Source organism: Streptomyces sp. NPDC022910, from assembly GCF_055561075.1.
In genome coordinates this window covers 52,003-76,286 of the sequence record NZ_JBVHHL010000028.1, presented here as the reverse complement: position 1 = coordinate 76,286, position 24,284 = coordinate 52,003, and the positions used below count along the sequence as shown (strand labels likewise).

Here is a 24,284-nt window from a genome sequence, read left to right as displayed (position 1 = left end):
ACCGGTCATCCATGTGCCCCACTTCCAGAAAGGCACGTTCCGATGTCGAAGGCACACAAGTCCTCATCACCCAAGGCGGGTGGTGTCGCCGCCGCGATGAGTGCGTTGATCCTGGCGGTCCTTCTCGCGGCCCTGGACCAGACGATCGTCTCGACCGCGTTGCCCCGGATAGCGGGGGACCTGAACGGGTTCGACGACATCGCGTGGGTCAGTGCCGCGTATCTGCTCGCGTCGACTGCGGTGACACCGCTGTGGGGCAAGCTCGGCGACATGTTCGGCCGCAAGCGGCTGTACCTGGCCTCGACCTCGATCTTCCTGATCGCCTCGGTGGCCTGCGGCCTGGCGCAGAACCTGCCCGAGCTGATCGGCGCCCGCGTGCTGCAGGGCATGGGCGGCGGCGGCATGATCGTGCTGACCTTCGCCCTCGTCGGTGACATCGTCGCCCCGAGCGAACGCGGCCGCTACCAGGGCATGTTCGGTTCGGTCTACGGCGTCGCCAGCATCGTCGGCCCCCTGCTGGGCGGCGTCTTCACCGACCAGCTGTCCTGGCGGTGGGCCTTCCTGGTCAACCTGCCCGTCGGCGTCGTCGCCCTGACCATCGCCGCGCGGGCACTGCCCGCGGCCACCCGGGGCGCCAAGGCCCGCATCGACTACCTCGGCGCCACCATCCTGGCCGCCATCGCCACCGGCCTGGTCCTCGTCACCTCCTTCGGTGAGCGCTGGGGCTGGGGCTCGCCGGCCATCATCGGCCTGATCGTCGCCACCGTCGTGCTGGCCGTGCTGCTGATGCCGGTCGAGCGCCACGCCGCCGCCCCGGTCCTGCCGCCGGCCATGTTCGCTTCCCGGACCGTGGTCTTCTCCTCGCTGATCGGGTTCTTCGCCAACGCCGCGATGTTCGCCGTGCTGGTCTACCTGCCGACCTACCTCCAGATCGTCGACGGGGTCTCGGCCACTCTCTCCGGCATCTACATGCTGCCCCTGGTCGCCGGTCTGGTCGTCAGCCAGTCCCTGGCCGGCCGCTGGGCCGCCCACGCCGACCGGCTGCGAGCGAGCCTCCTGGTGGGCCTGCTCGCCAACCTCGCCGGGCTGCTCCTGCTGGGCACCATCGGGGCGGCCACCAACACCCTCGTGCTGAGTGTCTACTTCCTAATCACCGGTGTCGGCATCGGCATGGTGCCCATGGTCGTGCTGACCACCGTCCAGAACAGCGTGCCCACCGCCGATCTCGGCGCCGCCAGCGCCGTGGTCACCTTCGCCCGCTCCATCGGTGCGGCCTTCGGTGTCGCCGTCTTCGGAACTCTCCTCAACACCGGCTTCGCCGACCGCACCCGCGGCCTGCCGACCGCCGGCGGCTTCGACGCCGCCCGCCCCGACACCATCGGCCTACTGCCCGCCGCCCTGCGCGGCACCGCACTGGACGCATTCGCCCATGCCACGGCCACCGGCTACCTCTGGATCGTCCCCACCCTCGCCGTCGGTATCCTCCTCGCCCTCTTCCTCAAGCCGGCGCGGAAGACCGGCGAGACGAAGCCCTGCCGGCGCGCGGACCGGCCCGGGGACGGCGGCCGGGCCGGCGCGGCTACGTGCGACGGGCGTGCGCGGTGAGGCCTACGCCTCCTCGTCCACCCAGCTCATCAGCTTGCGCAGTTGCTTGCCGGTGGTCTCCAGCAGGTGCTCGGAGTCCTGCTGCTTGTACTCGTTGTACTTCTTCAGACCGCCGTGGTACTCGTCCATCCAGTTCTTGGCGAACGACCCGTCCTGGATCTCCGCGAGGATCTTCTTCATCTCGGCCTTGGTGGCGTCCGTGATGATGCGCGGGCCGGTGACGCAGTCGCCCCACTCGGCGGTCTCGGAGATCGACCAGCGCATCTTCTCCAGGCCGCCCTCGTACATGAGGTCGACGATCAGCTTCATCTCGTGCAGGCACTCGAAGTACGCGATCTCCGGCTGGTAGCCCGCCTCGGTCAGCGTCTCGAATCCAGCCTTCACCAGCGCGGTCGTGCCGCCGCACAGCACGGCCTGCTCGCCGAAGAGGTCGGTCTCGGTCTCCTCGGTGAACGTCGTGCGGATGACGCCGGCACGGGTGCCGCCGATGCCCTTGGCGTACGACAGGGCCAGTGCGAGGGCTCCTCCGGAGGGGTCCTGCTCGACGGCGACGAGACAGGGAACGCCGCGACCCTCCTCGTACTGGCGGCGCACCAGGTGGCCCGGGCCCTTGGGGGCGACCATGCAGACGTCCACGCCGGCCGGGGGCTTGATGAAGTCGAAGCGGATGTTCAGTCCGTGGCCGAAGAACAGCGCGTCGCCGTCCTTCAGATTCGGGGCGATGTGCTTTTCGTAGACATCGGCCTGGATCGGGTCCGGCACCAGGATCATGATGACGTCGGCCTCGGCGACCGTCACCACGCGCAGGCCCTGCTCCTCGGCCTTCGCCTTGGACTTGGAGCCCTCGTGCAGACCGACGCGCACGTCGACGCCCGAGTCACGCAGCGACAGCGCGTGGGCGTGGCCCTGGCTGCCGTAACCGATGACCGCGACCTTGCGGTTCTGGATGACGGACAGGTCGGCGTCGGCGTCGTAGAACAGCTTGGCCATGGGAACTTCTCCTTGTCTGAGGTGAGCAGCGGCATGCACCGTCGGTGCGGTCCGGCCCGTCGGCAGCGACCGGAGAACGGCGGGATGCCGTTGGCTGCCCGGCGAGATGACGGCGGGGGCGGTGTTGCCAGTGAGGCAAACGTTGTCATGTGTGGCCTTAGAAAACACATATGCCTCAGAGATTGGGCCAGCTTCACATGCTTTGCCCATATATGGCCAATTCCACACCGTCGACCGGTCAGGCCGCCGTGTAGTCGGCGACCAGCCGGTCCAGAAACACCTCGAGCCGTCCGTTCACCGCGCGGTGGTCGTTGCGCCGCAGCTCCTCCGGCCGCTGGACGAAGCGATGGCCGCCGAGCGCGGCGAGTTCCTGTCGCGGTCCCCCCGATGCCGTGCAGGAGGACCAGACCGGGCCCGCTGCCCCGGACGTCGTACGCGAGCATGTGCCACCTCTTCTCACACTTCCTTAGGAGCACGAGAGGAGGCGGCGTGCGGGTTCACCCGGCCGGGACGCGGCCGGTCACTGGGCACGGTCGCCGGAGACGCGTCGGCGCCGCGACGGCCGAGCGTCGTGGATTCATCCGGCGCTCATGTGGTCACGGTGTCCTGTCCTTCGCCGGGTTCGGCTCCGCCCGCTCGGCGGTCCAGGAGCTGAGGATGAGCAGGGCGTCGTGGGAGGGGCTGCCGGGTTCGGCGGTCAGGACCATCAGGCGCTGTCCGGAGCCGTCGGGGCTGGCCCAGGTGTCGCAGTCGAGGGTGAGGTCGCCCACCAGGTGGTGGTGGTAGTGCTTGGTGCCGTAGCCGGCGCTGTTGACGCGCTGTTCGGCCCACCAGGTGCGGAAGTCGGGGTCCTGGATGGTCAGTTCCCCGACGAGCTGGGCGAGGTCGGGGTCGTCGCGGTCGGCGGCGGCTTCCATGCGCAGCGCGGCGACGGCGTCGCGGGCGTCATGTGACCAGTCTTGGTGCAGTTCGCGGACCACCGGGTTCGTGAACATCAGCCGCATGTAATTGCGCCGGTCCGCCGGGATGGCGGCGAAGTCGGTGTAGAGGGCGGTGGCGGCAGGGTTCCAGGCGAGGATGTCCAGGCGTTTACCGAGGACGAGGGCGGGGGTGTGGGTGAGCTGGTCGAGCAGGCGTCGCATGGCCGGCCGTACGCGCTGGGCGGGTCGGCGGCGGCGTGGGAGGGCATCGCTGCGGCCGGCGAGTTCGTAGAGGTATTTCTGCTGGTCGTCGTCGAGGCGCAGGGCGCGGACCAGGGTGGCGAGCACGGGTGCGGATGCCCGGACCCGGCCCTGCTCGAGCCGCGTGTAGTAGTCCACGCTGATGGCGGCGAGCTGGGCGACCTCCTTGCGGCGCAGTCCGGCGACTTTGCGGGCGGAGTCCGTCTCGGGCAGGCCGCACTCCCGCGGATCCAGCTGCGCCCGGCAGGCCTTGAGGAAGTCCCCCAGTGGGCGGGAGTCGGAGTGGGAGGTCATGTCGTTCATGTCGTCCGTTGTCATCGGAGCAGCGTGCATGTCAGAAGAGAGAGCGATCAGCGGATCTTAGAAGTGGTCGGCGTCGACGACGGCCTGGGCGAAGGTGGTGGGCGCTTCCTGCGGCAGGTTGTGGCCGATGTTCGCGATGGTGCGGTGCTGGTACGGGCCGGTGAAGTGGTCGCGGTAGGCGGTGCCCTCGCCGGCCGGGGTGAAGGGGTCGAGGGCCGCGTCGAGGGTGATCGTGGGAACGTGGATGGGGGGCTGGGCCGCGAGCTGCTTCTCGTAGCGGTCGTAGCGGTGTTCACCTTCGATGAGGCCGATGCGCCAGCGGTAGTTGTAGAGAACGATGGCGGCGTAGTCAGGGTTCTTGAAGGCCTGGGCGGTGCGCTCGAAGGTAGCGTCGTCGAAGTTCCAGTTGGGGGAGACGAGGGTCCACACATAGCGGCACAGCGCGATACGTTCGTCGACGTTCTCCATGGCCTTCTTGCCGCGCTCGGTGGCGAAGTACCACTGGTACCACCAGTTGTGCTCGACGGCCGGGAGGGCGGGCTCGAGCTGCGCCTTGACGTTGGTGATGAGGTAACCGCTGGTGGAGACCAGGGCCTTGACGCGCTCGGGCCACAGGGCGGAGATGATGTCGGCGGTGCGCGAGCCCCAGTCGAAGCCGGCGAGGACGGCCTTGTGGATCTTGAGGGCGTCCATCAGGGCGATGATGTCCAGCGCGATGGCGGACTGCTCGGCGTTGCGGGGGGTGTGGCGGGACAGGAAACGCGTGCTGCCGTGGCCGCGCAAGTAGGGAACGATGACGCGGTATCCCCGGTCGGCGAGGAGCGGGGCGACGTCGACGAAGCTGTGGATGTCGTAGGGCCAGCCGTGCAGGCAGATCACGACCGGGCCGTGGGCGGGGCCGGCCTCGGCGTACCCGATGTCCAGGAGGCCCGCCTTGACCTGCTTGATCGTACCGAACTCGGTGTGGGTGCCGGGGGTGATGGTGGGCATGGTGGGAACGGAAGCGCCGCCCGGCGTGTGCGAGACGGTCGCGGCCGATGCGTTGGTCTGCAGGCCGGACAGCGAGACCGCGGCCGCGCCGGTGCCCAGGCCGACCGCCTTGCTGAAGGTACGCCTGTTGATCATGTGAAACCCTCCGTCGTGCTTTTCCGGTGACCGGCCCGAGCCCGGGAAACCTCCCGCTCACGTCGGCGGTACGAGATCACCGCGGTTCTTGGCGTCACGACCCTCGCACACCATTCGTCACCAGTCAAACTGGTGACGGATGGTGGTTTCGATGAGGACCGGGCGGCAGGTCCGAGGCTGTAAGGCTCTTCCCACGTCCTGCACTCAGATGGCCTGTTCGTCCTCCAGTCTGGCCAGTGCGTCGCGCAGGGCGGCGCGTGAGGTGATGCCCGGTTCGGGGAAGACGCGGTACAGGTGTGAGCTGACCGTGCGTGGTGACAGGTGCATGCGTTCGCCGATCTCCTTGTTGGTCAGGCCGCCGGCGGCGAGGTCGGCGATGCGGTGTTCCTGCCACGTCAGTTCGGCGAGCTGTGCGGACGTGGTGCGCGTGGCCAGGCCCGACGCCCTCAGTTCGGCCCGGGCGCGCTCGGTCCAGGTGGGTGCGCCGAGCCGTTCGAAGGTTTCTGCGGCCAGGGTCAGTGAGTGCCGTGCTGCCTTGGGGCCTTGGGTGTGGCGTTGGTGGATGCCGTGGGCGAGTTGGATGCGGGCGAGTTCGAAGGGGAAGTGGGGGGCGGCGGGGTGGGTTTCGGCGCGGTTGTACATGGCGTCGGCTTCGGTGGGGTTGGTGGTGGTCATGGCGAGGGCGCCGTAGGTGATGAGGGCGAGGCGGGGGGAGATGTGGGGGAGGTTGGCTTGTTGGGCGGCGAGGGCGTGTGTGCGGGCCTGTTCGGAGCGGCCGGTGTTCCCGACCACCGCTCTGCCCGGGCGCCTGCCCGTCGTTGAGTTGGCCACCTGGCAGACCGCCCGTGACGGGCTGCTGGTCCGCGAGAAGGCCCACATGTTCTCGACGTGGCGGTGCAGGGCGACGGCGACGGGTGCCTCGCGCAGTCGGGCGTCCTTGATGGCGTGCTCGATGGCTGTGAGGCGGGCTTCGTAGATGGCCGCGAGGAGTTCTTCGCGGGAGGCGAAGCGCCGGTAGACGGTGCGCCGGTCCACGCCTGCCTCGGCGGCGATGCTCGCGCCGGGATCGGCGGCGAGGATGCGTGCTCCGGTGGTCAGGACGGCTTCCAGATTGCGTGCGGCGTCGGCTCTCATCCCTCAGGCGTATCTCTCGTGTAGAAGATCGGATCATTGTGAGCACTGTAATGTGTATGTAGCGAAGTGAAATGCTACATTCGAGTGGCAGTTGGATGACGCGTCCCGAACGGACCGAACCGAAGCACCGGAAGAGAGAACGCACATGATCACCTACGACCTGCTTTTCATCGGGGGTTCCTGGGTCGAGCCGAGCAACCGGGAGCTGCTCGACATCGCTTCGCCGCACGACCAGTCGGTGGTCGGTCGCGTCGCACAGGCGCAGTCGGCGGACATCGACCGCGCGGTGGCCGCGGCACGGGCGTCCTTCGAGGCGGGCGAGTGGCGTCTGACCCCGCCCGCGGAGCGGATCGCGGTACTGCGCAGGTTCAACGCGCTGCGCGAGGAGAACGCGGAGAAGATCGCGCACCTCATCTCGCTCGAGAACGGTTCGGCCGGATGGTTCACCCGCGCCGGACAGCCCGGCCTGACCCGCCAGGCGAACGCCTACCTGAAGGCGGCGGAGGAGTTCGGCTGGGAGGAGACCCTGGTGCCCTCCGACCCGGCGTCCCCGGTGCGCAGCGTGGTTCGCCGTGAGGCGGTCGGCGTCGTGGCCGCGGTGATCCCGTGGAACTCGCCGTTCTCCTCGGCCACCTCGAAGATCATCCCCGCTCTGGTCGCCGGCAACTCTGTGGTCCTCAAGGTCTCCCCAGAGAACTCGCTGAGCATGGGCTTCCTGGCCGAGCTGCTGGAGCAGGTTGGCCTGCCCGAGGGCGTGATCAGCGTCCTGCCCGCGGACCGGGAGACCAGCGAGTACCTGGTGTCGCACAAGGACGTCGACAAGATTGCTTTCACCGGTTCGACGCGGGCCGGCCGTCGCATCGCCTCGATCGCGGGCGAGCAGCTCAAGCGGGCCAGTCTGGAGCTGGGCGGCAAGTCCGCCGCCATCATCCTCCCCGACGCCGACATCGAGAAGGCGGTCGCGGGCCTGAAGTTCGGCTCTCTGCTCAACAACGGCGAGTCGTGCATCGCGCAGACCCGCATCCTTGCCCCGCGCAGCCGTTACGAGGAGGTCGTGACCGCGCTGAAGGAGCTGGTGGAGTCGCTGAAGGTGGGCGACCCGAGCGACCCGGACACCTTCATCGGCCCGATGATCCGCCCCGACCAGCAGGAGCGGGTGCGCAGCTACATCCAGCTCGGCATCGAAGAGGGCGCCCGCCTGGTCACCGGTGGCCCGCAGATCCCCGAGGGTCTGGAGATGGGCAACTACGTCACGCCCACCGTCTTCGCCGACGTCGACAACTCCATGCGCATCGCCCAGGAGGAGATCTTCGGCCCGGTCCTGGTCGTCATCGCCTACGACGACGAGGACGACGCCGTCCGCATCGCCAACGACTCCGAGTACGGCCTCTCCGGCGGCGTCTGGTCCTCCGACGAGGAGCACGCCCTGGCCGTCGCCCGCCGCGTGCGCGCCGGCACCATCACGGTCAACGGCGCCTCCGTCGCCTTCGACGGCCCGTTCGGCGGCTTCAAGGCCAGCGGTATCGGCCGCGAGTACGGCGCGGTCGGCCTCGGCACCTACACCGAGTACAAGACCATCACCGTCTGACCCCGACGTACGACACAGACCACAGACAGATCCGCCGACGGCGGCAGGTGGACCAACCACCTGCCGCCGGCGCGGCATAGGAGCCGTCCGGCGGCGTCCTCGGCCCCCAGGCGCGGAAGTCGTCCTCCGCCCTCTCCTCGATCGGGGCGCTGTTGGCGTACCCGGCGTTGACACGACCACGTCCAGACGGCCGAAGGCGTCGGTGGCCGCCTGGACCGCGTCCCGGGCCACGGCGGTCTCGGTGACGTCCAGGCCCACCGCCCGCACCTAGTCGCCGTAGCGGGAGACCAGGTCCGCGAGCTGCTCCGGACGGCGCGCGGTCGCCACGAGCTGGTCGCCGGCCTCCAGAACAGCTTCCGCCAAGGCACGGCCGAAGCCCCGGGACGCGCCGGTGATCAACCATGTGCTAGCCATTTGTGTCCTCTGTTCATGTCTGGATGGAAATGAGCTGACATCATGCGAGCCAAGTGTCCTGAGGAAGGCGCGGCACACGTATCAACAGGATGTTTCTCAGTCTTCTCGCGCATCTCGTGACAGACGACCGTCGTTGGACTGCCGGGCGTTCCGCGCCGGTCGCCGTCGCCACCCACGTGTGAAAGTCATTGGACGCATACGTCATCTATCCGACCGGCAACCGGCGACCGGCACGTCGCCGCCCGTCCACGGGAGTCGCATAGGTCCTCCTCGTCGGGCGGTGTGACGAGCAGCCAGGTCGGCTTCGCCGCCGTGGCGCCGCTGACCTCCGGATTGGCGAAGGACAGAGCCGACCAAGGCACGCGAGTCCCACATACAGCACGGGCCTGGCCCCGCTCCGGCAGTTGGGCGGAGCGGGGCGGACTGCGGCCCACCGGTTCAGTCGACCTGAGCGGTGGCCTGGCCGACGAGGCGCTGTGCGAGACATGAGCGACTCGCGGCGCGCGGGCAACGGCTCACCGCGGTGTCCACCGGTCGGAGGGGCACCGACCTGCGGTCCGCGCGGACCGTGCCGGCCGATTCGCCGGCACGCCGCAGTGTGGAGGAACGCAGGGTGTCCGGCGAGCCCGTCCTCGCCGCTCTGCTGGCAGCCGCGGGGATCGGGGAGAACCCGTCGGAGGCCCGCGAGAGCCTGATCGGGGACGCGGTCACGACGGTGCTGGCCGCGGTCGGCGACGCGGTGACGCAGCTGGAGGCCGTACGACTGCGGCGGCCGGACGCGAGGGCGCGCCGTACCTCGTCGTTCTTGGGTACTGCGCCCCTGGGCGACGAGGACCTCGGCCATGCCAACGTCTGCGACTACTGCCGCCCGGCCGGGCGGCAGTAGCCCGGGCGAGGGCTGCCGAGGTGAGCGGGGGAGCCGATGCCGTACGGGTGACGGTCAAGGCATTCGAGGAACGGCGTCGACGAACTCATGCTCACCCCGACCGTCGATCACCTCGACCAGGTGGCACGGCCGGCGGATGCGGTTCTGTAAGGAGGAACCCTTGGCACACCGCCCTGAGGTGCCTCATCCGTCCCCGCGTGGCGGACTGTGTCGCACGGCGCATACCGGTGCGCGGCTGCGGACCACCGCCCGCAAGGGGAGGTGTCAGTCGGAGCTGTCCGCCGCACCCGGCTTCATCAGGGTGTACATGACGGAGCGCTGCTGCTTGTGACGCCTGATCAGTCCCTTGGCGACCAGGGATTCGAGGGTGTTCCGCACCACCTGCGGTGTGGGGTTGCGGTCCGGGTGCTTCTCGAGGAGTTCGTCCCGCAGTTCCTTCGCCAGTCGCGGCTCGTCGTACTGGCCGAGCAGGTCCGCCAGGAGGTCACCGAGCAGAGCCTGGCGCGACTTCCCCTTCGCGCCGGCCTTCGCCGTCTTGCCGGCCGGAGTGGTCCTGACCGACGCCGAGCGCCGTGAAGCGGCTCCCGCAGGGGCCTGCTTCGCCTTCGCGACGACGGGCTCGTCCTGCAACTGCTCGGGCAGACGGGACGCGTCCGCGAAACCCTCGTACCGCTCGGCGAGGTTGAGGATGTCCGCCAGGAGGGCCTCCTCCTGCTTCAACACCGTGATCCTCTCCGCCAGCTCCTGCTGTCGTCGGCGGTTCTCCTCCAGGTCCGACGCGGCTTGTGCTGCGTACCGCGATCGGAGCGTGGCGGCTGATTGGCTGGTCACAACCGTTCACTCCCTCAATATGGATGATGTTGCGCATGGTACCCACGCCGAGGGTCCCGTGTGCATAAGTGTCAACGCCAGGTGGTTCGTCTGACATGCTCACTTTTCACGATAAGCGCTGATGTGCCTGCGCATGTAGGAAGTGTGGCCCTTCTTCGACCTCCCGGGGTTCGACGACGTCACTCGCACGAGGTTACCTCCGGCATACTGCCCGGTAAGTGTGTTGTGGAACGCCTGTGACGACCCTTATGGACCGTTGCGTGTGTGGGACGCGTCCGTGGTCGATCCGACAGCCCGTCCCACCCGGCCGACCGCACTCGGGCACCGGTCAGATGGGACTGTGTTGCGCTGCCCGGGGAAACGAGGGCGGGTGTCTTCCCGCCCCGCGGAACCGGGTCGGTCACCTGTCGGCGTGCTAGCGGGTCGTCAAGGCGGCCTCCGTGGCCGACCAGTGGTGCACGGGTCCGTCGCCGGGCAGGACGAGGCCCGCGTCCAGGCTCTCGATCACGGCCAGGGAGTCGACAGCCCGGGCACGGTCGGTGTGGAACATGGCGGGCAGCAGTTGCGGTCCGCTGATCCGCGGCGTGGGGTGTGCGGTCACCAGGGCGTCGCCGGTGATCGGGATGCCGCTCCCGGGGAGGTGGTAGGCGCAGTGGCCCATGGTGTGTCCCGGTGTGTGCACGGGCACCGGCGCACCGGGCAGGTCCAGGGCGCCCGGCGCGGGGAATGCCCGCGGCTCGCAGACGGGAACATGGGTGGTTCCGCCGGCTCGGAGGGCGTGTACGGCCCACCGAAGCACACCGGGCCGCCATGCCTGCGTGAGCGCCTGTCCGACGGACACCTGGTTGAGGAAGTCGCGGCGGGCGTGCGGCACCTCCTCCTGGTGCATGAGGACCGGCACGTCGTACGTGGCGCGCAGGCGTTCGGCCGCGCCGATGTGGTCGTTGTGCGCGTGCGTGACCAGGACGGCGGCCATGGAGCGTGCGTTCAGTCCGACCGCCTCCAGCGAGGCCGGCACAGCGTCGCGGTCGCCGGGGTAGCCGGTGTCGACGAGGGTGCAGCTGTCGCCGTCCTTGACGATCACCCAGCTGGTGTTGCTGCCGGACACCGAATAGACGTCGCTCTCGACGCGGACGATGTCGTCCTCACGCAGAAACCTCGGCAAGGTCGTTCTGATCCTCTCGTTGCGGCCGGACCTCGAGGCCCTGTCGCCGGGTGAGGAGTCTCTTCCTTCCCGGACGAACGCCGTCGTGACCGAGAAAGTCTGGTCCAGTCACAGGGGGTGAATGGGAAGCGGCGCCCGTTGCCGGGTACGGGGCGGCCCTCCTGATCTGACAACGTTGCCATAGGCTGTTGCGGCGGACCTTCCCCGTCAAGGCCCGTGACGGTGACGACTGTTGCACCGGGCCACGTGGGCATGGCACGGATGGGTGCGCGTGGGCCGGGCGGGCTACCGTGTCCCTGTGTCGCATGTGTGACTATCCCTCCAGTCCTGCCAGACGTAGAAACGTGTGAACGGTGATGACATCCCTTGACGACGGCGCCATGCCGATGACCCTGCACGTGCGGGCCACTGATCCCGCCTTCGCCGCGCTGCTGCTCTGCAGCCATCTTCGGCTGGTGGGCAAGCCGTTGTGTCCGGAGGCGTGGGAGACCGAGCGGGACGCCGCGCAGTGGCTGTACGAGCAGGCCCCGTTCGGGCTGCTGGCGCACGACGCGTCCGCCGATCCGCGCTTCGTCTATGCCAACAGCACGGCGCAGAATCGCTTCGGCTACTCCTGGGACGAGTTCGTCGGCCTGCCGTCCCGGCTGTCGGCGCGCCCGGACGGCCAGGAGGACCGGGAGGCCTTCGTGCGCGCCGTGACGGCCGACCACTATGCCACCGGTTACCGGGGGATGCGGGTCGGCAAGAGCGGCCAGACCTTCTGGATCGAGGACGTCACCATGTGGGACCTGATGGACACCCATGGGAGGATCCACGGCCAGGCCGCGGTGTTCCGCTCCTGGTCGCCCGCGGACATATGAATGGGCCTTGGGGCCCTGTCGTGTGACGCGCCCGCCACGGTGTGTCGCCGTGGGGGGCTCGTCATGTGGCTCGCACGGGCCCGGCCGCGCGAACCGCGCGCGACCAAGCCCGGCCCGGGACCTACTGGAAGTCGCAGCCCGGGTTGGGGGCGTCCTCGGACAGCGGGGCGCCATGCGGCAGGATGTACAGGACGTCGAGGACGATATCGGTCTTGCCGAGGTTGCGGCCGGACGGAAGTCGGCTGCGTGGTGGTGACGTTGGTGCCGTCCTTGGTCAGGCAGGCGCGTACGACTGGGCGAGAGAGGGGAGTTGGGGGTCACCGTTGAGGGCCCGCTGGGAGGCGAGCGCGCTTGAGGGGGTCAGCGCGCGGTCATGGCGGGCGCGGTCTTCTTGCGTGCGCGGTAGGCGGCGGCCTTGATCTTGTTGCCGCAGGACTCCATGCCGCACCACTGGCGCCGCATGCCCCGGGAGCGGTCGATGTAGACCCGCGTGCACTCGGGGTTGCCGCACTCCTTCATCAGGGGGACGTCCGGGCTGCTGAGCAGTTCGACGGCCTGCCGGGCGACGGTCGCCAGGGCCTGCTCCGGGGTCGCCTCGGTGAGCCGCCCGGTCGGGGTGAGCTGTGGCGTCACGGAAGTCTTGCGCGCAGCGGCGTTGACCGCCGGGTCGAGGTCGATCAGATCGGTGCAGACGGCGTCGAGGAACGCCCGGTCGTGGCTGGCGACCACCACGGCCCCGGGCAGCCCGCGCAGTTGCTCCTCCACGAAGGCCGCGGCGCCGTCGTCGAGGTGGTTGGTCGGCTCGTCCAGCAGCAGCGCCGACGGCCGCCGGACGAGCAGCGCGGCCAGGGCCAGTCGGCCGCGCTGCCCGCCGGAGAGCGAACCGAGCGTGCGGTCGTGCCCGAACGCGCCGAGGCCCAGGCCCTCCAGCACCAGGGCCGCGCGGCGGTCGGCGTCCCTGGACTCCCGGTCCTGGGCCTGCTCCAGCCGCCTGCCGTAGGTGTCGAGGAGTTCCTGGTGGCCGGGGTCGTCCTCCGGGACGCGGGCGAGTTCCGCGCTGAGCCGGTCCAGCTCGGCGAGGTCCTCGCGGGCCTCGCGCAGCGCCTCGTCCAGCACCGCGGCGATGGTCGAGTCGGTGTCGAACGGCATCTCCTGGTGGAGGAAGCCGAGGTCGCCCGGGCGGGTGACGCTTCCCGCGTCGGGTTCGTCCACGCCGACGAGCACGCGCAGCAGGGTGGACCTGCCGACGCCGTTCTCCCCGATCAGGCCGATGCGGTGGCCGGGGGAGGCGGCCAGACAGACACTGTCGAGGACACGGCGGCCGCCCAGGTTACGGACGAGATCGTGGGCGAGCAGAGCGGGCCGGGGCACAGGGAACCGTCCAACGTGATCGGGGGTCGGCCCGCCGGGCGCACGGCCTCGGGCACGGGCCACTTCACACGCCGACGGCTCACACCGCGGGGGCTCCCGTTTCCTTGAGCGTGCCGTCGGCCAGCCGCAGCCAGCGGTTCACGCCGATCTCGGCGAGGAACCGCTCGTCGTGGCTGACCACCATGAAGGCGCCCTGGTAGGAGTTGAGCGCGCTCTCCAGCTGGCCCGCGCTGACCAGGTCGAGGTTGTTGGTCGGCTCGTCGAGCAGGAGCAGATGCGGGGCCGGTTCGGCGCACAGCACGCAGGCCAGGGTGGCGCGCAGCCGTTCGCCGCCGGAGAGCACCCCGACCGGCAGGTGCGCCCGCGCGCCCCGGAAGAGGAAGCGCGCGAGCAGGTTCATCCGCTCCGCCTCGGGCCGCTCCGGGGCGAACGCGGCGAAGTTCTCTGCCACGGTGCGGTCCAGGTTCAGCAGGTCCAGGCGCTGGGAGAGGTAGGCGATGCGGCCGTCGTTGCGCTTGATATCCCCGGCTTCCGGGGCGAGTTCACCGGTGATCAGACGCATCAGGGTGGTCTTCCCGGCGCCGTTGGGGCCGGTCAGGGCGATCCGCTCGGGGCCGCGGACGGTCAGGTCGACGCCGCCTTCCGCGAACACGGGCCTGTCCCCGAGGCGTACCTGCATCCCCTCGCCGAGGAAGAGGTTGCGCCCGGCGGGCACCTGGGTGTCGGGCAGGTCCAGGGTGATGCGCTGCTCCTCACGCAGGCCGCGTCCGGCCTCGTCGAGGCGGGCCTTGGCCTCGCTGACCCGGGACGCGTGCATCTGCCCGGCCCGGCCCGCGGACTCCTGCGCGCCCCGCTTCATGTTGCCGGCGAAGATGCGGGGCAGGCCGGCGTTCTTGAGGTTGCGGGCGGCGTTGCTCGCGCGGCGCTCGGCGCGTTCGCGGGCCTGCTGCATCTCCCGCTTCTCCCGCTTCAGTTCCTGCTCGGCGTTGCGGACGTTCTTCTCGGCGACCTCCTGCTCGGCGCGCACGGCCTTCTCGTACTCGGTGAAGTTGCCGCCATAGAAGCGCAGTTCGTCGCTGCCCAGCTCGGCGATGAGTTCCATCCGGTCGAGCAGCGCGCGGTCGTGGCTGACCAGCAGCAGAGTTCCGTTGAAGTCCTCCAGCACGTCGTAGAGCTTGTGCCGGGCCTCCAGGTCGAGGTTGTTGGTGGGCTCGTCGAGCAGCAGCACGTCGGGGCGCTTGAGCAGCTGGGCGGCGAGGCCGAGCGAGACGACCTGGCCGCCGCTGAGCGTGCCCAGGCTGCGGTCCAGGGTGAGGTCGGCGAGGCCCAGGCGGTCGAGCTGGGCACGGGTGCGCTCCTCGATGTCCCAGTCGTCGCCGATGGTGGCGAAGTGCTCCTCGCTCACGTCACCGGACTCCACGGCGTCCAGGGCCCGGATCACCGCGGCGACGCCGAGCACCTCGGAGACTGTGAGGTTGCCGGTCAGGGGCAGGCTCTGCGGGAGGTAGCCCAGCCTGCCGCCGACGGACACCGAGCCGGTGGCGGGCTTCAGCTCGCCGGCGATCAGCTTGAGCAGGGTGCTCTTGCCGTAGCCGTTGGGCGCGACGAGGCCCGTCCGTCCGGTGTTCACGGTGAAGGACAGGTCGTGGAAGACCGGAGTGTCGTCGGGCCAGACGAAGGACAGGTTCGAGCAGACGATGGCGGCGTCGGACATGAAAGCGACCTCGAAGAGACTGAGGGCAGAGCTTGGACCTCTGCCCTGGGCAGACGTGGAAAAAGGGGAGCGACGAAACGGACCACGTCGGCAGCGCTCCTGAGCGCCGACCGGTGGCCGTCAGACCCGGATCTCACCCGGAGATGTCGTCTTCACCCACCACGTCTGCGACTCCTCGATACACGATCTACGTCACTGAAAGCCTAGCAGCTGTCGTCCCCTTCCCGGGTCCAGCCGTCGGAGCTCACACATATGTGCGCTCATCGGCACATGGTGCATGCCGGTCGGGTACATGCCGCGCTGTGCCATTCGTCGCGTTGTTGACAGCCCTGGGGCGGCCGTGTCACCATTCGTCACCAGTTGAATAGGTGACGATTTCGCGCATGGTTCGACCATGTTCACACGTGTGGGCTCGCCCGGCCGGCGCCGCCCGTGCGGCCGCACAGCGCCGGGATCGTCGCCACCTCGAAGGAGCACACTGACCATGGCAGGAAAGCCGAAGCCGAGGGCCGAGGGCGCACCGGTCGGGCGACGGGCGATGCTGGGCATGCTCGGCGCGGGCGCAGAGCTTCGAGTCGAAGGTGGTGATGGTGACCTTCGAGGCGTCCCACTCGTAGCGCGCTCGCTCCCAGGCGGCATTGGTCCCTTCGGTCACTTCGGCCCGGTTCTCCCCGAGCTCGTGGACGGTGAAGTGGTCGGCGTCGATGGTGGGCCAGTTCTCGGCGGGGGAGGGACCGAAGTCGGTCAGTACCGCCAGTGCCTCCGCCGGGCGAAGAGGTGATCGCGCCGGGAGGTTGCATATTCGCGAGTCACTGGTCAGTATGGTGACGTGAATCATGCTTTTCCCTGTGGGACGCTCCCCCTCGACTTCGTCGGCACGCTGCGCGCGCGACGCAACGCCGCGCCGACGGAGAAGCTCGCCTCCCCTGAGCTGCTCGACGACTGGTTCGTGGAGTCGGGGATGCTGGATCTGATGCCCGGCGCCAGCGAGGTCGACCTCGCTATCGCTCTGGACCTGCGTGAGTCGATCTACTCCCTGGTCGCGGCCCGACTCGCGGGCCGGCCACTGCCCGCCGAGGCGGTCGCCGAGGTGAATCTGCAGGCGTCGGGCCTGCCCGTGACGCTGCGACTCGGTCCCGACGGTATGACCCGTACCGGCTCCGTCTCCCAGGGACTCGCGGCTCTCGCCCGCGAGACGGTCGAGATCCTCGGCGGCGACGAGGAGGCGTTGCTGCGCGAGTGCGCCCGTCCCGAGTGCACCCAGGTCTACCTCGACCGCTCGCGTGGCCACCGGCGGGAGTGGTGCGCCATGAGGACCTGCGGCAACCGGGTCAAGGCCGCCGCCTACCGGGCACGCCAACACAGCGCGAAGAGCTGACCGCCCTGCGGCCGGTCCGCGGTGCGAGACGGCCGCCCGCCCCGGGGCGGCCGTCGGACGGAGGGCGTGGGGTCACCCGTTGCGTTCCCGCAGGCGGTGCGGGTGGGCCGGGTACACGCCGAGGATCCGCACCTCGGTGGAGAAGAAACGCAGTTCCTGCAGGGCGAGCGCGACGTGGGGCTGGTCGGGGTGGCCCTCGATCTCGACGTAGAAGCAGCTCGGGTTGAGACCGGCGCCCATCTGGTAGCTCTCGATCTTGGTGAGGTTGACCGCGCTGCTGGCGAATCCGCCGAGCGCCTTGTAGAGAGCGCTGGGGATGTTGCGTACGGCGAAGAACAGACTCGTCATCGTCGGTTCGTCCGTGACGGGCGCGAAGAGGGCCTCGCGGGAGAGAACGACGAACCGCGTGGTGTTGTCCGGGTCGTCCTCGACACCCGCCCGCAGCACCTCCAGACCGTAGTGCCGGGCCGCGGCGGGCGGGGCGAGCGCCGCGTGCCGGACATCGCCCAGCTCCGCCACCTCGCGAGCGGCCCCCGCCGTGTCGTCACTGACGAGGGTGCGCCAGCCGCCCTCACGCAGCACCTTTCGGCACTGCCCCAGTGCGTGCACATGGCTGCGCACGCACTCCACGTCGTCGAGTGCCGCGCCGGGGACGCCCATGAGGTCGAAATGGATGGCGAGGAAGTACTCCCCGATCACGAACAGGCCCGACTCCGGAAGCAGGTGGTGCACGTCCGCTACCCGTCCGGCCGCGGAGTTGTCCACCGGGATCACCGCCACGTCCGCGGCGCCGAGCGTCACCGCGTCCAGCGCCTGTTCGAAGCTGGTGCACGGCAGCTCCGCGCTGTGGGGAAACAGATGCTGGGTGGCGGCCGCCGAATTGGAGCCGAGCTCGCCCTGGTATGCGACGGTCGTCACGTGTCACCTTCCTGTAGGGGAGCCGACGTCTTCCATCGGCAAGAGGTCCACCGTAAACCGCAGGTGGTGGAGGACCGCGGCGCTGTCCGCAACGAGAGACTCCAGAGGATTTTGTCCGCTTTTCGCAGGGAACGGGAGCGCAGTCTCGTACGCCGCTGTCACCACGTGGTGCACCAGCAGGGCCGCACGCCGGACGCGGTCCGCCAGGGGCTCACGGGCGGCTAGGGAGATGAGTTGCCCCAGCCCGGGGCGGTTGTACAACTCCGCCGTGAATCCCAGCCGCTCCTGGTGCAGCAGCGCCGACAGCTCGGCAGCCGCGGCGGCGGGGGAGAGGAAGGGCGCGGCCACGTTCGGGCCCAGCACGGCCAGCTCGTCCGCCAGCCGGCTCGCGGCGCCCAGCGCCATGCCCGCGACCGAGGTCCACAGGAAGCCGATGTCCTGCGCCGACAGCGCCGTGCCGGACGAGTGGGTGGCGAAGCCGGTCGGTACGTGGACGTCGTCCAGCCGGAACGGGGTGTCCGAGTCGGCCGGAAAGCGGACGGCACGCAGGCCGACGTCCGTCATCCGGGGCAGCACCTTCGACGCGATCACGAAGACGTCGGGCCGGTCCGGACGGATCGCGGTGGCGTTCCCGCAGGCCGCTCCACGTGGACCGGCGAGCGGCAGAGCCAGCCACCGCCCGACTTCGGTGTCCCTCGGCAGACGCCACCGTCCGGAAAGCGAGTACCCGCCCGATCCTGGGCGGGCCACCGGAGCGCCGTCGGGACCGGACTCCGCTACCGCGTGGGGCAGGAGGGCGGCCCAGTTCCAGTCGGCGGTGAAGGAAGCCCACGCCGCCCCGGGATCGGCGCGGCCGTCGCACTCGTACGCCTCGAACACCTGGGCCAGGTCGGTGCCAGGCCCGGGTGCCGTCCGCGGGTAGTCCTCGTGTGCGACTGCCGTCGTCCGCCTATGCGGCCCTGTCATCGCTCTCGTGCCTCACTTCGCCCGTCTCGTGCTCGACACCCTGGCTCCGACGGTGTCCGTGCGCGGTGAGTACGACGTTCTCCACGGCCTCACCCCGTGCGAAGCGGTGCAACTGCCGGACGAGGAACTCCTCGGTCATCCGGGGGAACGCATCGGTGAACGACGCTACGTGCGGAGTGATCAGCGTGCCTGGCAGCTTCCACAGCGGGTGGTCGGACGGCAGCGGTTCCGGGTCCGTGACGTCCAGGGCGGCCCGCAGCCGGCCACGACTCACCTCGCGGGTCAGGGCATCGGTGTCCACGAGTTCGCCTCGGCCCACGTTCACCAGGAGCGCGCCGTCCTTGAGCAGCGCCAGCTCGGCAAAACCCAGCATGCCGTGCGTCTCGTCGGTCAGCGGCGCGCAGAGGATCACCGCGTCCGCCGTCGGCAGCAGCGCGTGCAGCTCCGCCGCGCCATGCACAGGGCCCCGAGCCGTGGTGCGCGCTGTCCGGGCGAGGGGTATGACCTCGCAGCCGAAAGGGCGGAGCCGGTCGGTGACGGCCGTGCCGACGGCGCCGTGGCCGACGACCAGGACGCGCTTGCCGAGCAAGGTGTGCCAGATGCCGCGCGTCCAGGCGCCCTCGGGCTGCCTGCGTACGAAGTCGTCGATGCCCCGGGACAGCGTAAGCAGAAGGGTGACCGCCAACTCCGCGGTGGGTCCGCGGTGTACACCCCGCCCGGTGGACACCCGAAGGCCGGGTGGCATGCGGTCCACGAGCGGCAGGATGTGCTCGTATCCCGAACTGAGCAGTTGGAGCACCTCAAGATTCCGGGCGAGGGGCAGCACGCCGCTCAGCGGCTTCTCTGCGCCGGGGGCCGGGATCCCCACCAGGAACCGCACGGCCGCGGGGTCGCCGGGCAGCGCGCCGGAGCCGTCCCAGTGGTGGTAGATGAGTCCGTCCGGGAGGCCGGCGAGCTGCTCCGGGTAATAGGGAAGCCAGACGGTCCTGCCGTCGTTCATGGTGCATCAGCTCTTCTGATTCTGTCCCCGCCTCGTGGTACGACGGGCTGCCGGCATGCGGAGCCGCCCGTCGAGCGGAGGGTTTCTCCCCGCACGGTGCGGTTCCGTGCGGGGGGGAAGGTCATGTGCGGTCCTCATCGACCGACACCTGTTCACATGTGCTCACTCTCCTCACGTGGGCGCAGCGGCGAGGGTGTACATCACCGAGCGCTGGTGCTTGTGACGCCGGATGCGCCCCTTGGCCACGAGTGACTCAAGGGTGTTCCGCACGACCTGCGGGGTGGGGTTACGGTCCGGGTGCTTCTCCAGAAGCTCGTCCCGCAGTTCCTTCGCCAGGCGCGGCCGGTCATGGGAACCGAGCACGTGGAGGTTCGGGCCCTCAGTTCACATGTGTCCGGCCCACAGGCGGTCCCGTGAGGGATCGATTTGAACGACGTCACCATCTTGACAGGTTACGAATGAAGGGGCAGGCTGGTTGTTGTCCGGGTGGCAACCAGGACACGATCCACGACCGCTGAAGTGGAGACTGGTCATGAGCAAGGAACTGACGATGGACGCCGCCGCGGCGGCCCGGCACGCGCGGTACGGCAAGCTCCCCGAGCGCATCCGCCTCGAGGACATGACCGAAGAGGTGGCGGGAGAGCCGAACGGTGGGGTGAACGCCTCGTACGACCCCGAAGGCTCGTGGAAGTACTACTCGTGCCTTGCCCTCGATCTGGGGCTGTAGACCCCGGACGGCAGGTTCGAGTCACGCACGCACTCACCGTCAACCAGGGCAGATCATGAACAAGCACGAGTACCCTCTCGTCCGGGGCCGGCTGAGCAAGGAGCAGGAGGCCCTTCAGGCGCTTGTCCGACGGGTGAACTGCAATGACCGGCGGGAACCGGACAGGGAGGCCGACGAGAGCGCGATGAGAACACGCCAGTGGGCGACTGTCGCATACCTCAGTGCCGTGCTCTGACCATCCCGCACGGCCCCGGCGCCTCCGCCGCTTTCCCGAGCCGCTCAGTAGTGGATCGCGCCCTTGGCGCCACCCCTCCCTGTCAGTCTGTGGTGAGACACCGGGTATGCCGGGTTATCCTTCCTGGGCGAGACAGGAGTCCACCCCCGTATGACCAGCACGAACGGACTTCACCATCGACCTCCTCGCCAAGAGGGTTGTCAGGGGCGGCCGTGACGTGCGGCTGACCCCGACGGAATGGCACCTGCTGGAGATCCTGGTCACCAACCCCGGCCGGCTCGTCACACAGAAGTACCTGCTCCAGGAGGTCTGGGGCGTGTCCCGGAGCAGGAAGACCAACTACCTGCGCGTGTACATGGCCCAGCTGCGCCGCAAACTGGAGGCGGACCCCTCACGCCCCAGCTACCTCATCACCGAGCCCGGCATGGGCTACCGCTTCGAAGGGTGAAAAGGGCACGCGGCAAGCTTCGGACGCAGAGAGCTCAGGTGGCCCTGGTCGACGAACTGCCCCACACCAACACCCCCGGGTACCGCAACGCCAAGCGCTGGCAGGACGTCGAAGAACAGCTGGCCGTCGGGATCGACGTGTTCTCGACCGTCAACATCCAGCACCTGGAGTCCCTGGGTGACCTCGTCGAGTCGATCAACGGTGTACGACAGCAGGAGAGGGTGCCGGACGAAGTGGTGCGTCGTGCCGACCAGATCGAACTGGTCGACATGTCCCCAGGCGCTGCGCCGCCGCAGGGCGCACGGCAACATCTACAAGCCGGACAAGGTCGATGCGGCTCTGCCCGACTACACGACAGCCACGACGTAGGCCCGGGGGTCGGGTGCGTCCCCGGCGAGAACCTGCGGCCCGTGCCCCGCGGCGGTTGCGTTCTCATGCTTCAGCCGCTCGGCGTCCGGACGCAGCCGCCGGATCCGGCGGCGACGCGCGGCCTCCGGCGCGGACGGTGGCACCGCGAGAACGGGACAGGTGGCTTTGCGACTTCACGGCCGGGACCAACGCCGTGCAAGGAACTGCGCGGGGGTGCCCCGGTGGGAACCCGACGCCAGTTTCCAGCCGCCCACGACGGACGTCCGTGCGGCGTTCCGAGGGGGCCGTGACAGCGGTCACCGAGACACGTTCAGGAGTCCGACCGTCCTGAACGGCCCTCCGTCATACGAGCCGCCTCCTCGGCCAGACGGCCCGTGCCGAGGCCGAGTCGCAAGACGTTGCGGCGATGCGCCAACGCGAGCTCGGCCTCAAGGGGCGACGGCGGCACCGCGAGGACCGGGCAGGTGGCGTGAGCCAGGCAGTAACGGCTCACCGAGCGCGAGCACGCGCGGTGCCAGCGGCTGCGCCGTCCGGCACCGACGACCAGCAGGTCGCCCTCGCGATCGGCGGTCGCCACCAGCGCCATGCCCGGGACGCCCCGTGCGACCAGTGCGCGCATCGTCACACCGGATCCGTTGACGCCGAAGACGTCGCCGAGGGCGCTGACCAACCGCTGCCGGGCCAGGTCCTGCCATGCGTCGAGCATTACGGTTGCGCCCGGGCCACGGCGGGCGGCGATGTCTCCTCCGGGCGGCTCCCAGGCCATCAGGGGCCACAGCTCGGCGCCCCGGCGCCGAGCCTCCTCGGCGGCCCGACGCAGGGCGGTGAGACTGCCCGGGGAGCCGCTCACACCCACCAAGACCCGAGCAGCGTCTGCTGGGGCACTGGTACCGGACATGACTCCACCGTTCTTCGGACGCGCCCGCGGGGGCTGTCCCGCGGGCAGCCCCTTTGAGGGGGCCTGCCTTCATCTCATCCCTGGTCGGGAGCCGGCGAACAGTCCGGGCACCGTTTCCTGGCGCTCCTCTGACGGGTTTTCCGCGGGCTGATCGTCCCTCGTGTCAGCATCCCGTCAGTGTCCCCCCGATCGCCGTCAGAATCGCGTCATGAGACATCCGGATCACGGGGTGGCCGGGCATAGCGTCAGTGGCGAGCCCCGGTCCGCCTCCCCGCGCCCGGGGCACTTCCCCCATCTCGTGACTCACATCGGATCCTCCAGGAGGCATCCCATGACAGACATCCTGTGCGGCGAAGACCCGGAGCCCTCTGATCGGTTCCCGGCCGGACCACTGTTCGTTCCGGTCCGGCCGGGTCCGGCAGGGTGTGCGGCCCGGCTCTTCCGTACGCCCCTCGGCGAGCGTACGGCCGTCGGCTTCACCTCCGAGCGGCGCCTGCACGCGACGCTCGGCTCCGACCAGGCGTGGATCAGACTTGCCGAGCCCGCGCTGCGCGCGCTGACCGCACCGCTCGGCGTCACTCACGTCACGGTTGACCCCCAGTTCTCGGCGCCGGCTCCCGCGCCGACCCCGGCCGGTGACCTGCCCCGTGTTCCGGAGAAGTCCCCCGTCAGCCGCTCACGTACGACTTCCTGGGATCCGCAGGCCGTCGGAGTGCTGCGCGTGACCGGCGCCGCCGCGCTCGTCTCGGCGCTGGCGCTGTGGATCGGTTGAGAGGGGAAGGCACGATGACCACCGTCCGCGAACCCGCCGTCACCACCACCGCCGAGCTGTCGGTCTGGCCCGCCTCGACGACCGAGCACCACCGCGGTGACCTCGTGGTGGGCGGCGTACCCCTCATGGAGATCGCCGAGCGCTTCGGGACCCCTGTCTATGTCCTTGACGAGGCCGAGGTCCGCGAGCGCTGCCGTACCTACCGGCACGCCTTTCCCGAGGCCGAAGTCCTGTACGCGGCCAAGGCGTTCCTGTGCCGCGCCATGATCCACTGGATGGACGAGGAGGGCCTCGGCCTCGACGTCTGCTCGGGCGGCGAACTGGAACTCGCCGTCGTCGGCGGCTTTCCGCCCGAGCGGATCGTGCTGCACGGCAACGCCAAGTCCCCGCGCGACCTGGAGAGCGCCCTGCGCCGCGGCGTCGGCCGCATCGTCATCGACAGCCCCTCGGAGATCGCGCGGCTCGCCGCCGCGGTCGGCCCGGACGGTCACCAGAAGGTCATGGTCCGCGTGGTGCCCGGCATCAGCGCCGGCGGTCACGAGAAGATCCGTACCGGCACGGACGACCAGAAGTTCGGCCTGTCCATCGCCGACGGTTACGCCCAGCACGCCATCGCCCGGATACTCGACCAGCCGCAGCTCCGACTCACCGGTCTGCACTGCCACCTGGGGTCGCAGATCACGAGTGTGAAGCCGTATCTGCTCGCGGTGCGTCGCATGGTGGGACTCATGGCCCGGCTGCACGAGCAGCACGGCCTGGTTCTTCCCGAGCTCGATCTGGGCGGAGGCCACGGCATCGCGTACCGCCCCGGTGAGCAGGCCCTGGACCTCACCACGCTGGCCCGCAAGGTCCGCGTGGAACTGAGCGAGGCGTGCGCCGCGGCGGGGCTTCCCGTTCCCCGCCTGATGATCGAGCCGGGCCGCGCCATCGCGGGTCCGGCAGGCATCGCCCTGTACCACGTATTGTCCGTCAAACGCACGGGCGAGCACACGTTCGTGGCCGTCGACGGCGGCATGAGTGACAACCCGCGCCCCGCGCTGTACGGCGTGCGCTACGCGCCCCGGCTCGTCGGCCGGCACAGCACCGCGCCCATGGCCCCCATGACCGTGGTGGGCCGCCACTGTGAGGCGGGTGACGTCCTTGCCACGGACGTCGAACTGCCGGGCGACGTCCACCCCGGAGACGTGCTGGCCGTCCCGGTTGCGGGCGCGTACCACCTGTCGATGGCCTCCGGCTACAACCTGGTGGGACGGCCGCCGGTGGCGGCCGTACGCGACGGTCACGCCCGCCTCCTGGTGCGCCGGGAGTCCCTGGACGACATCCGCAGCCGGGACGTCGGTCTCTAGCCGCTCGGCTTCCCCGATCCACCTCCGGGCGAGTCGACGGCCCGGCCCTCGCCCGGAGGT

The 24,284-nt window shown here is 69.7% G+C and carries 20 protein-coding genes and 9 pseudogenes; 10 read left to right on the top strand and 19 right to left on the bottom strand.

From position 1 onward, the window contains the following. Window positions 1–96 precede the first annotated feature (96 nt). Window positions 97–1,605 (top strand): MDR family MFS transporter, encoded by a 1,509-nt coding sequence (locus tag ACZ3TS_RS25210; RefSeq protein ID WP_467621813.1) that lies wholly within the window; start codon window positions 97–99, stop codon window positions 1,603–1,605. A gap of 3 nt (window positions 1,606–1,608) precedes the next feature. Here the strand turns inward: ACZ3TS_RS25210 and ilvC are convergent, their stop codons facing one another. The 6 genes and pseudogenes from ilvC to ACZ3TS_RS25180 form a co-directional block, all read right to left on the bottom strand. Continuing rightward, window positions 1,609–2,595 carry a ketol-acid reductoisomerase gene (gene ilvC / locus ACZ3TS_RS25205; protein WP_467621810.1) on the bottom strand — a complete coding sequence of 329 codons (987 nt, stop codon included), beginning with the start codon at window positions 2,593–2,595 and terminating at the stop codon, window positions 1,609–1,611. A gap of 238 nt (window positions 2,596–2,833) precedes the next feature. Next, the gene (locus ACZ3TS_RS25200) at window positions 2,834–3,055 is read right to left on the bottom strand and encodes a hypothetical protein (protein ID WP_467621807.1); all 222 of its coding nucleotides are present in this window, start codon (window positions 3,053–3,055) and stop codon (window positions 2,834–2,836) included. A gap of 136 nt (window positions 3,056–3,191) precedes the next feature. Further along, complete coding sequence (locus ACZ3TS_RS25195) at window positions 3,192–4,070, bottom strand: helix-turn-helix domain-containing protein (RefSeq protein WP_467621886.1); 879 nt, start codon at window positions 4,068–4,070, stop codon at window positions 3,192–3,194. A gap of 66 nt (window positions 4,071–4,136) precedes the next feature. Next, window positions 4,137–5,204 carry an alpha/beta fold hydrolase gene (locus ACZ3TS_RS25190; protein WP_467621805.1) on the bottom strand — a complete coding sequence of 356 codons (1,068 nt, stop codon included), beginning with the start codon at window positions 5,202–5,204 and terminating at the stop codon, window positions 4,137–4,139. Between the two features lie 204 nt (window positions 5,205–5,408). Further along, window positions 5,409–5,987: pseudogene (locus ACZ3TS_RS25185) on the bottom strand (helix-turn-helix transcriptional regulator); the annotation flags it as partial. Window positions 5,988–6,215: 228 nt separating this feature from the next. Continuing rightward, window positions 6,216–6,338, bottom strand: a pseudogene (locus ACZ3TS_RS25180) (TetR family transcriptional regulator); the annotation flags it as partial. 145 nt (window positions 6,339–6,483) lie between these two features. On the opposite strand from ACZ3TS_RS25180, the gene ACZ3TS_RS25175 reads away from it, so the two are divergent. Then, window positions 6,484–7,926, top strand: coding sequence for an aldehyde dehydrogenase (locus tag ACZ3TS_RS25175; RefSeq protein WP_467621803.1), 1,443 nt, complete (start codon window positions 6,484–6,486; stop codon window positions 7,924–7,926). A gap of 109 nt (window positions 7,927–8,035) precedes the next feature. Here ACZ3TS_RS25175 and ACZ3TS_RS25170 read toward each other — a convergent pair. Next, window positions 8,036–8,340: pseudogene (locus tag ACZ3TS_RS25170) on the bottom strand (SDR family NAD(P)-dependent oxidoreductase); the annotation flags it as partial. Between the two features lie 613 nt (window positions 8,341–8,953). On the opposite strand from ACZ3TS_RS25170, the gene ACZ3TS_RS25165 reads away from it, so the two are divergent. After that, on the top strand, window positions 8,954–9,226 hold the full coding sequence (locus tag ACZ3TS_RS25165; RefSeq protein ID WP_467621802.1) for a hypothetical protein: 273 nt from the start codon (window positions 8,954–8,956) through the stop codon (window positions 9,224–9,226). Window positions 9,227–9,490: 264 nt separating this feature from the next. On the opposite strand, the gene ACZ3TS_RS25160 is transcribed toward ACZ3TS_RS25165, so the two are convergent. Both ACZ3TS_RS25160 and ACZ3TS_RS25155 read right to left on the bottom strand, forming a co-directional pair. After that, window positions 9,491–10,057 carry a hypothetical protein gene (locus ACZ3TS_RS25160; RefSeq protein ID WP_467621801.1) on the bottom strand — a complete coding sequence of 189 codons (567 nt, stop codon included), beginning with the start codon at window positions 10,055–10,057 and terminating at the stop codon, window positions 9,491–9,493. A gap of 415 nt (window positions 10,058–10,472) precedes the next feature. Next, window positions 10,473–11,222: an MBL fold metallo-hydrolase gene (locus ACZ3TS_RS25155; protein WP_467621799.1), complete on the bottom strand. Its 750-nt coding sequence runs from the start codon at window positions 11,220–11,222 to the stop codon at window positions 10,473–10,475. 356 nt (window positions 11,223–11,578) lie between these two features. On the opposite strand from ACZ3TS_RS25155, the gene ACZ3TS_RS25150 reads away from it, so the two are divergent. Further along, window positions 11,579–12,082 (top strand): MEKHLA domain-containing protein, encoded by a 504-nt coding sequence (locus tag ACZ3TS_RS25150; RefSeq protein WP_467621798.1) that lies wholly within the window; start codon window positions 11,579–11,581, stop codon window positions 12,080–12,082. Window positions 12,083–12,203: 121 nt separating this feature from the next. Here the strand turns inward: ACZ3TS_RS25150 and ACZ3TS_RS25145 are convergent. The 5 genes and pseudogenes from ACZ3TS_RS25145 to ACZ3TS_RS25125 all read right to left on the bottom strand — a co-directional run. Then, window positions 12,204–12,311: pseudogene (locus ACZ3TS_RS25145) on the bottom strand (cupin domain-containing protein); the annotation flags it as partial. A 131-nt stretch (window positions 12,312–12,442) separates the two neighbouring features. Next, window positions 12,443–12,742, bottom strand: a pseudogene (locus tag ACZ3TS_RS25140) (CGNR zinc finger domain-containing protein); the annotation flags it as partial. Beyond that, window positions 12,725–13,453 (bottom strand): annotated as a pseudogene (locus tag ACZ3TS_RS25135) (ATP-binding cassette domain-containing protein); the annotation flags it as partial. The pseudogenes ACZ3TS_RS25135 and ACZ3TS_RS25140, both read right to left, overlap by 18 nt. Before the next feature lie 79 nt (window positions 13,454–13,532). After that, complete coding sequence (abc-f, locus tag ACZ3TS_RS25130) at window positions 13,533–15,167, bottom strand: ribosomal protection-like ABC-F family protein (protein ID WP_467621797.1); 1,635 nt, start codon at window positions 15,165–15,167, stop codon at window positions 13,533–13,535. Window positions 15,168–15,510: 343 nt separating this feature from the next. Further along, window positions 15,511–16,005 (bottom strand): hypothetical protein, encoded by a 495-nt coding sequence (locus ACZ3TS_RS25125; RefSeq protein WP_467621794.1) that lies wholly within the window; start codon window positions 16,003–16,005, stop codon window positions 15,511–15,513. Here ACZ3TS_RS25125 and ACZ3TS_RS25120 point away from each other — a divergent pair. After that, window positions 15,997–16,545 (top strand): CGNR zinc finger domain-containing protein, encoded by a 549-nt coding sequence (locus ACZ3TS_RS25120; RefSeq protein WP_467621791.1) that lies wholly within the window; start codon window positions 15,997–15,999, stop codon window positions 16,543–16,545. The genes ACZ3TS_RS25125 and ACZ3TS_RS25120 overlap by 9 nt on opposite strands. Before the next feature lie 72 nt (window positions 16,546–16,617). On the opposite strand, the gene ACZ3TS_RS25115 is transcribed toward ACZ3TS_RS25120, so the two are convergent. The 4 genes and pseudogenes from ACZ3TS_RS25115 to ACZ3TS_RS25100 form a co-directional block, all read right to left on the bottom strand. Further along, window positions 16,618–17,463 carry a prephenate dehydratase gene (locus tag ACZ3TS_RS25115; protein ID WP_467621788.1) on the bottom strand — a complete coding sequence of 282 codons (846 nt, stop codon included), beginning with the start codon at window positions 17,461–17,463 and terminating at the stop codon, window positions 16,618–16,620. A gap of 3 nt (window positions 17,464–17,466) precedes the next feature. After that, window positions 17,467–18,429, bottom strand: a complete 963-nt coding sequence (locus tag ACZ3TS_RS25110; RefSeq protein ID WP_467621785.1) for a hypothetical protein — start codon at window positions 18,427–18,429, stop codon at window positions 17,467–17,469. After that, window positions 18,413–19,429 (bottom strand): 2-hydroxyacid dehydrogenase, encoded by a 1,017-nt coding sequence (locus ACZ3TS_RS25105; protein ID WP_467621783.1) that lies wholly within the window; start codon window positions 19,427–19,429, stop codon window positions 18,413–18,415. Before ACZ3TS_RS25105 ends, ACZ3TS_RS25110 begins: the two co-directional genes overlap by 17 nt. Before the next feature lie 171 nt (window positions 19,430–19,600). After that, window positions 19,601–19,780 (bottom strand): annotated as a pseudogene (locus ACZ3TS_RS25100) (hypothetical protein); the annotation flags it as partial. A 181-nt stretch (window positions 19,781–19,961) separates the two neighbouring features. On the opposite strand from ACZ3TS_RS25100, the gene ACZ3TS_RS25095 reads away from it, so the two are divergent. From ACZ3TS_RS25095 to ACZ3TS_RS25085, 3 genes and pseudogenes are all read left to right on the top strand, one after another. Then, window positions 19,962–20,156, top strand: coding sequence for a hypothetical protein (locus tag ACZ3TS_RS25095; protein WP_467621780.1), 195 nt, complete (start codon window positions 19,962–19,964; stop codon window positions 20,154–20,156). Window positions 20,157–20,557: 401 nt separating this feature from the next. Beyond that, window positions 20,558–20,839, top strand: a pseudogene (locus ACZ3TS_RS25090) (winged helix-turn-helix domain-containing protein); the annotation flags it as partial. Window positions 20,840–20,868: 29 nt separating this feature from the next. Continuing rightward, window positions 20,869–21,190 (top strand): annotated as a pseudogene (locus ACZ3TS_RS25085) (histidine kinase); the annotation flags it as partial. A 328-nt stretch (window positions 21,191–21,518) separates the two neighbouring features. On the opposite strand, the gene ACZ3TS_RS25080 reads toward ACZ3TS_RS25085, so the two are convergent. Further along, window positions 21,519–22,106, bottom strand: coding sequence for a universal stress protein (locus ACZ3TS_RS25080; protein WP_467621777.1), 588 nt, complete (start codon window positions 22,104–22,106; stop codon window positions 21,519–21,521). Window positions 22,107–22,437: 331 nt separating this feature from the next. Here ACZ3TS_RS25080 and ACZ3TS_RS25075 point away from each other — a divergent pair, with 331 nt between their 5' ends. Together ACZ3TS_RS25075 and lysA are read left to right on the top strand one after the other, a co-directional pair. Then, window positions 22,438–22,878 carry an SAV_915 family protein gene (locus ACZ3TS_RS25075; RefSeq protein WP_467621774.1) on the top strand — a complete coding sequence of 147 codons (441 nt, stop codon included), beginning with the start codon at window positions 22,438–22,440 and terminating at the stop codon, window positions 22,876–22,878. Between the two features lie 14 nt (window positions 22,879–22,892). Continuing rightward, a complete protein-coding gene (lysA, locus tag ACZ3TS_RS25070) occupies window positions 22,893–24,224 on the top strand; it encodes a diaminopimelate decarboxylase (RefSeq protein ID WP_467621771.1) in 1,332 nt (443 codons plus the stop codon). The last annotated feature ends 60 nt before the right edge of the window (window positions 24,225–24,284 follow it).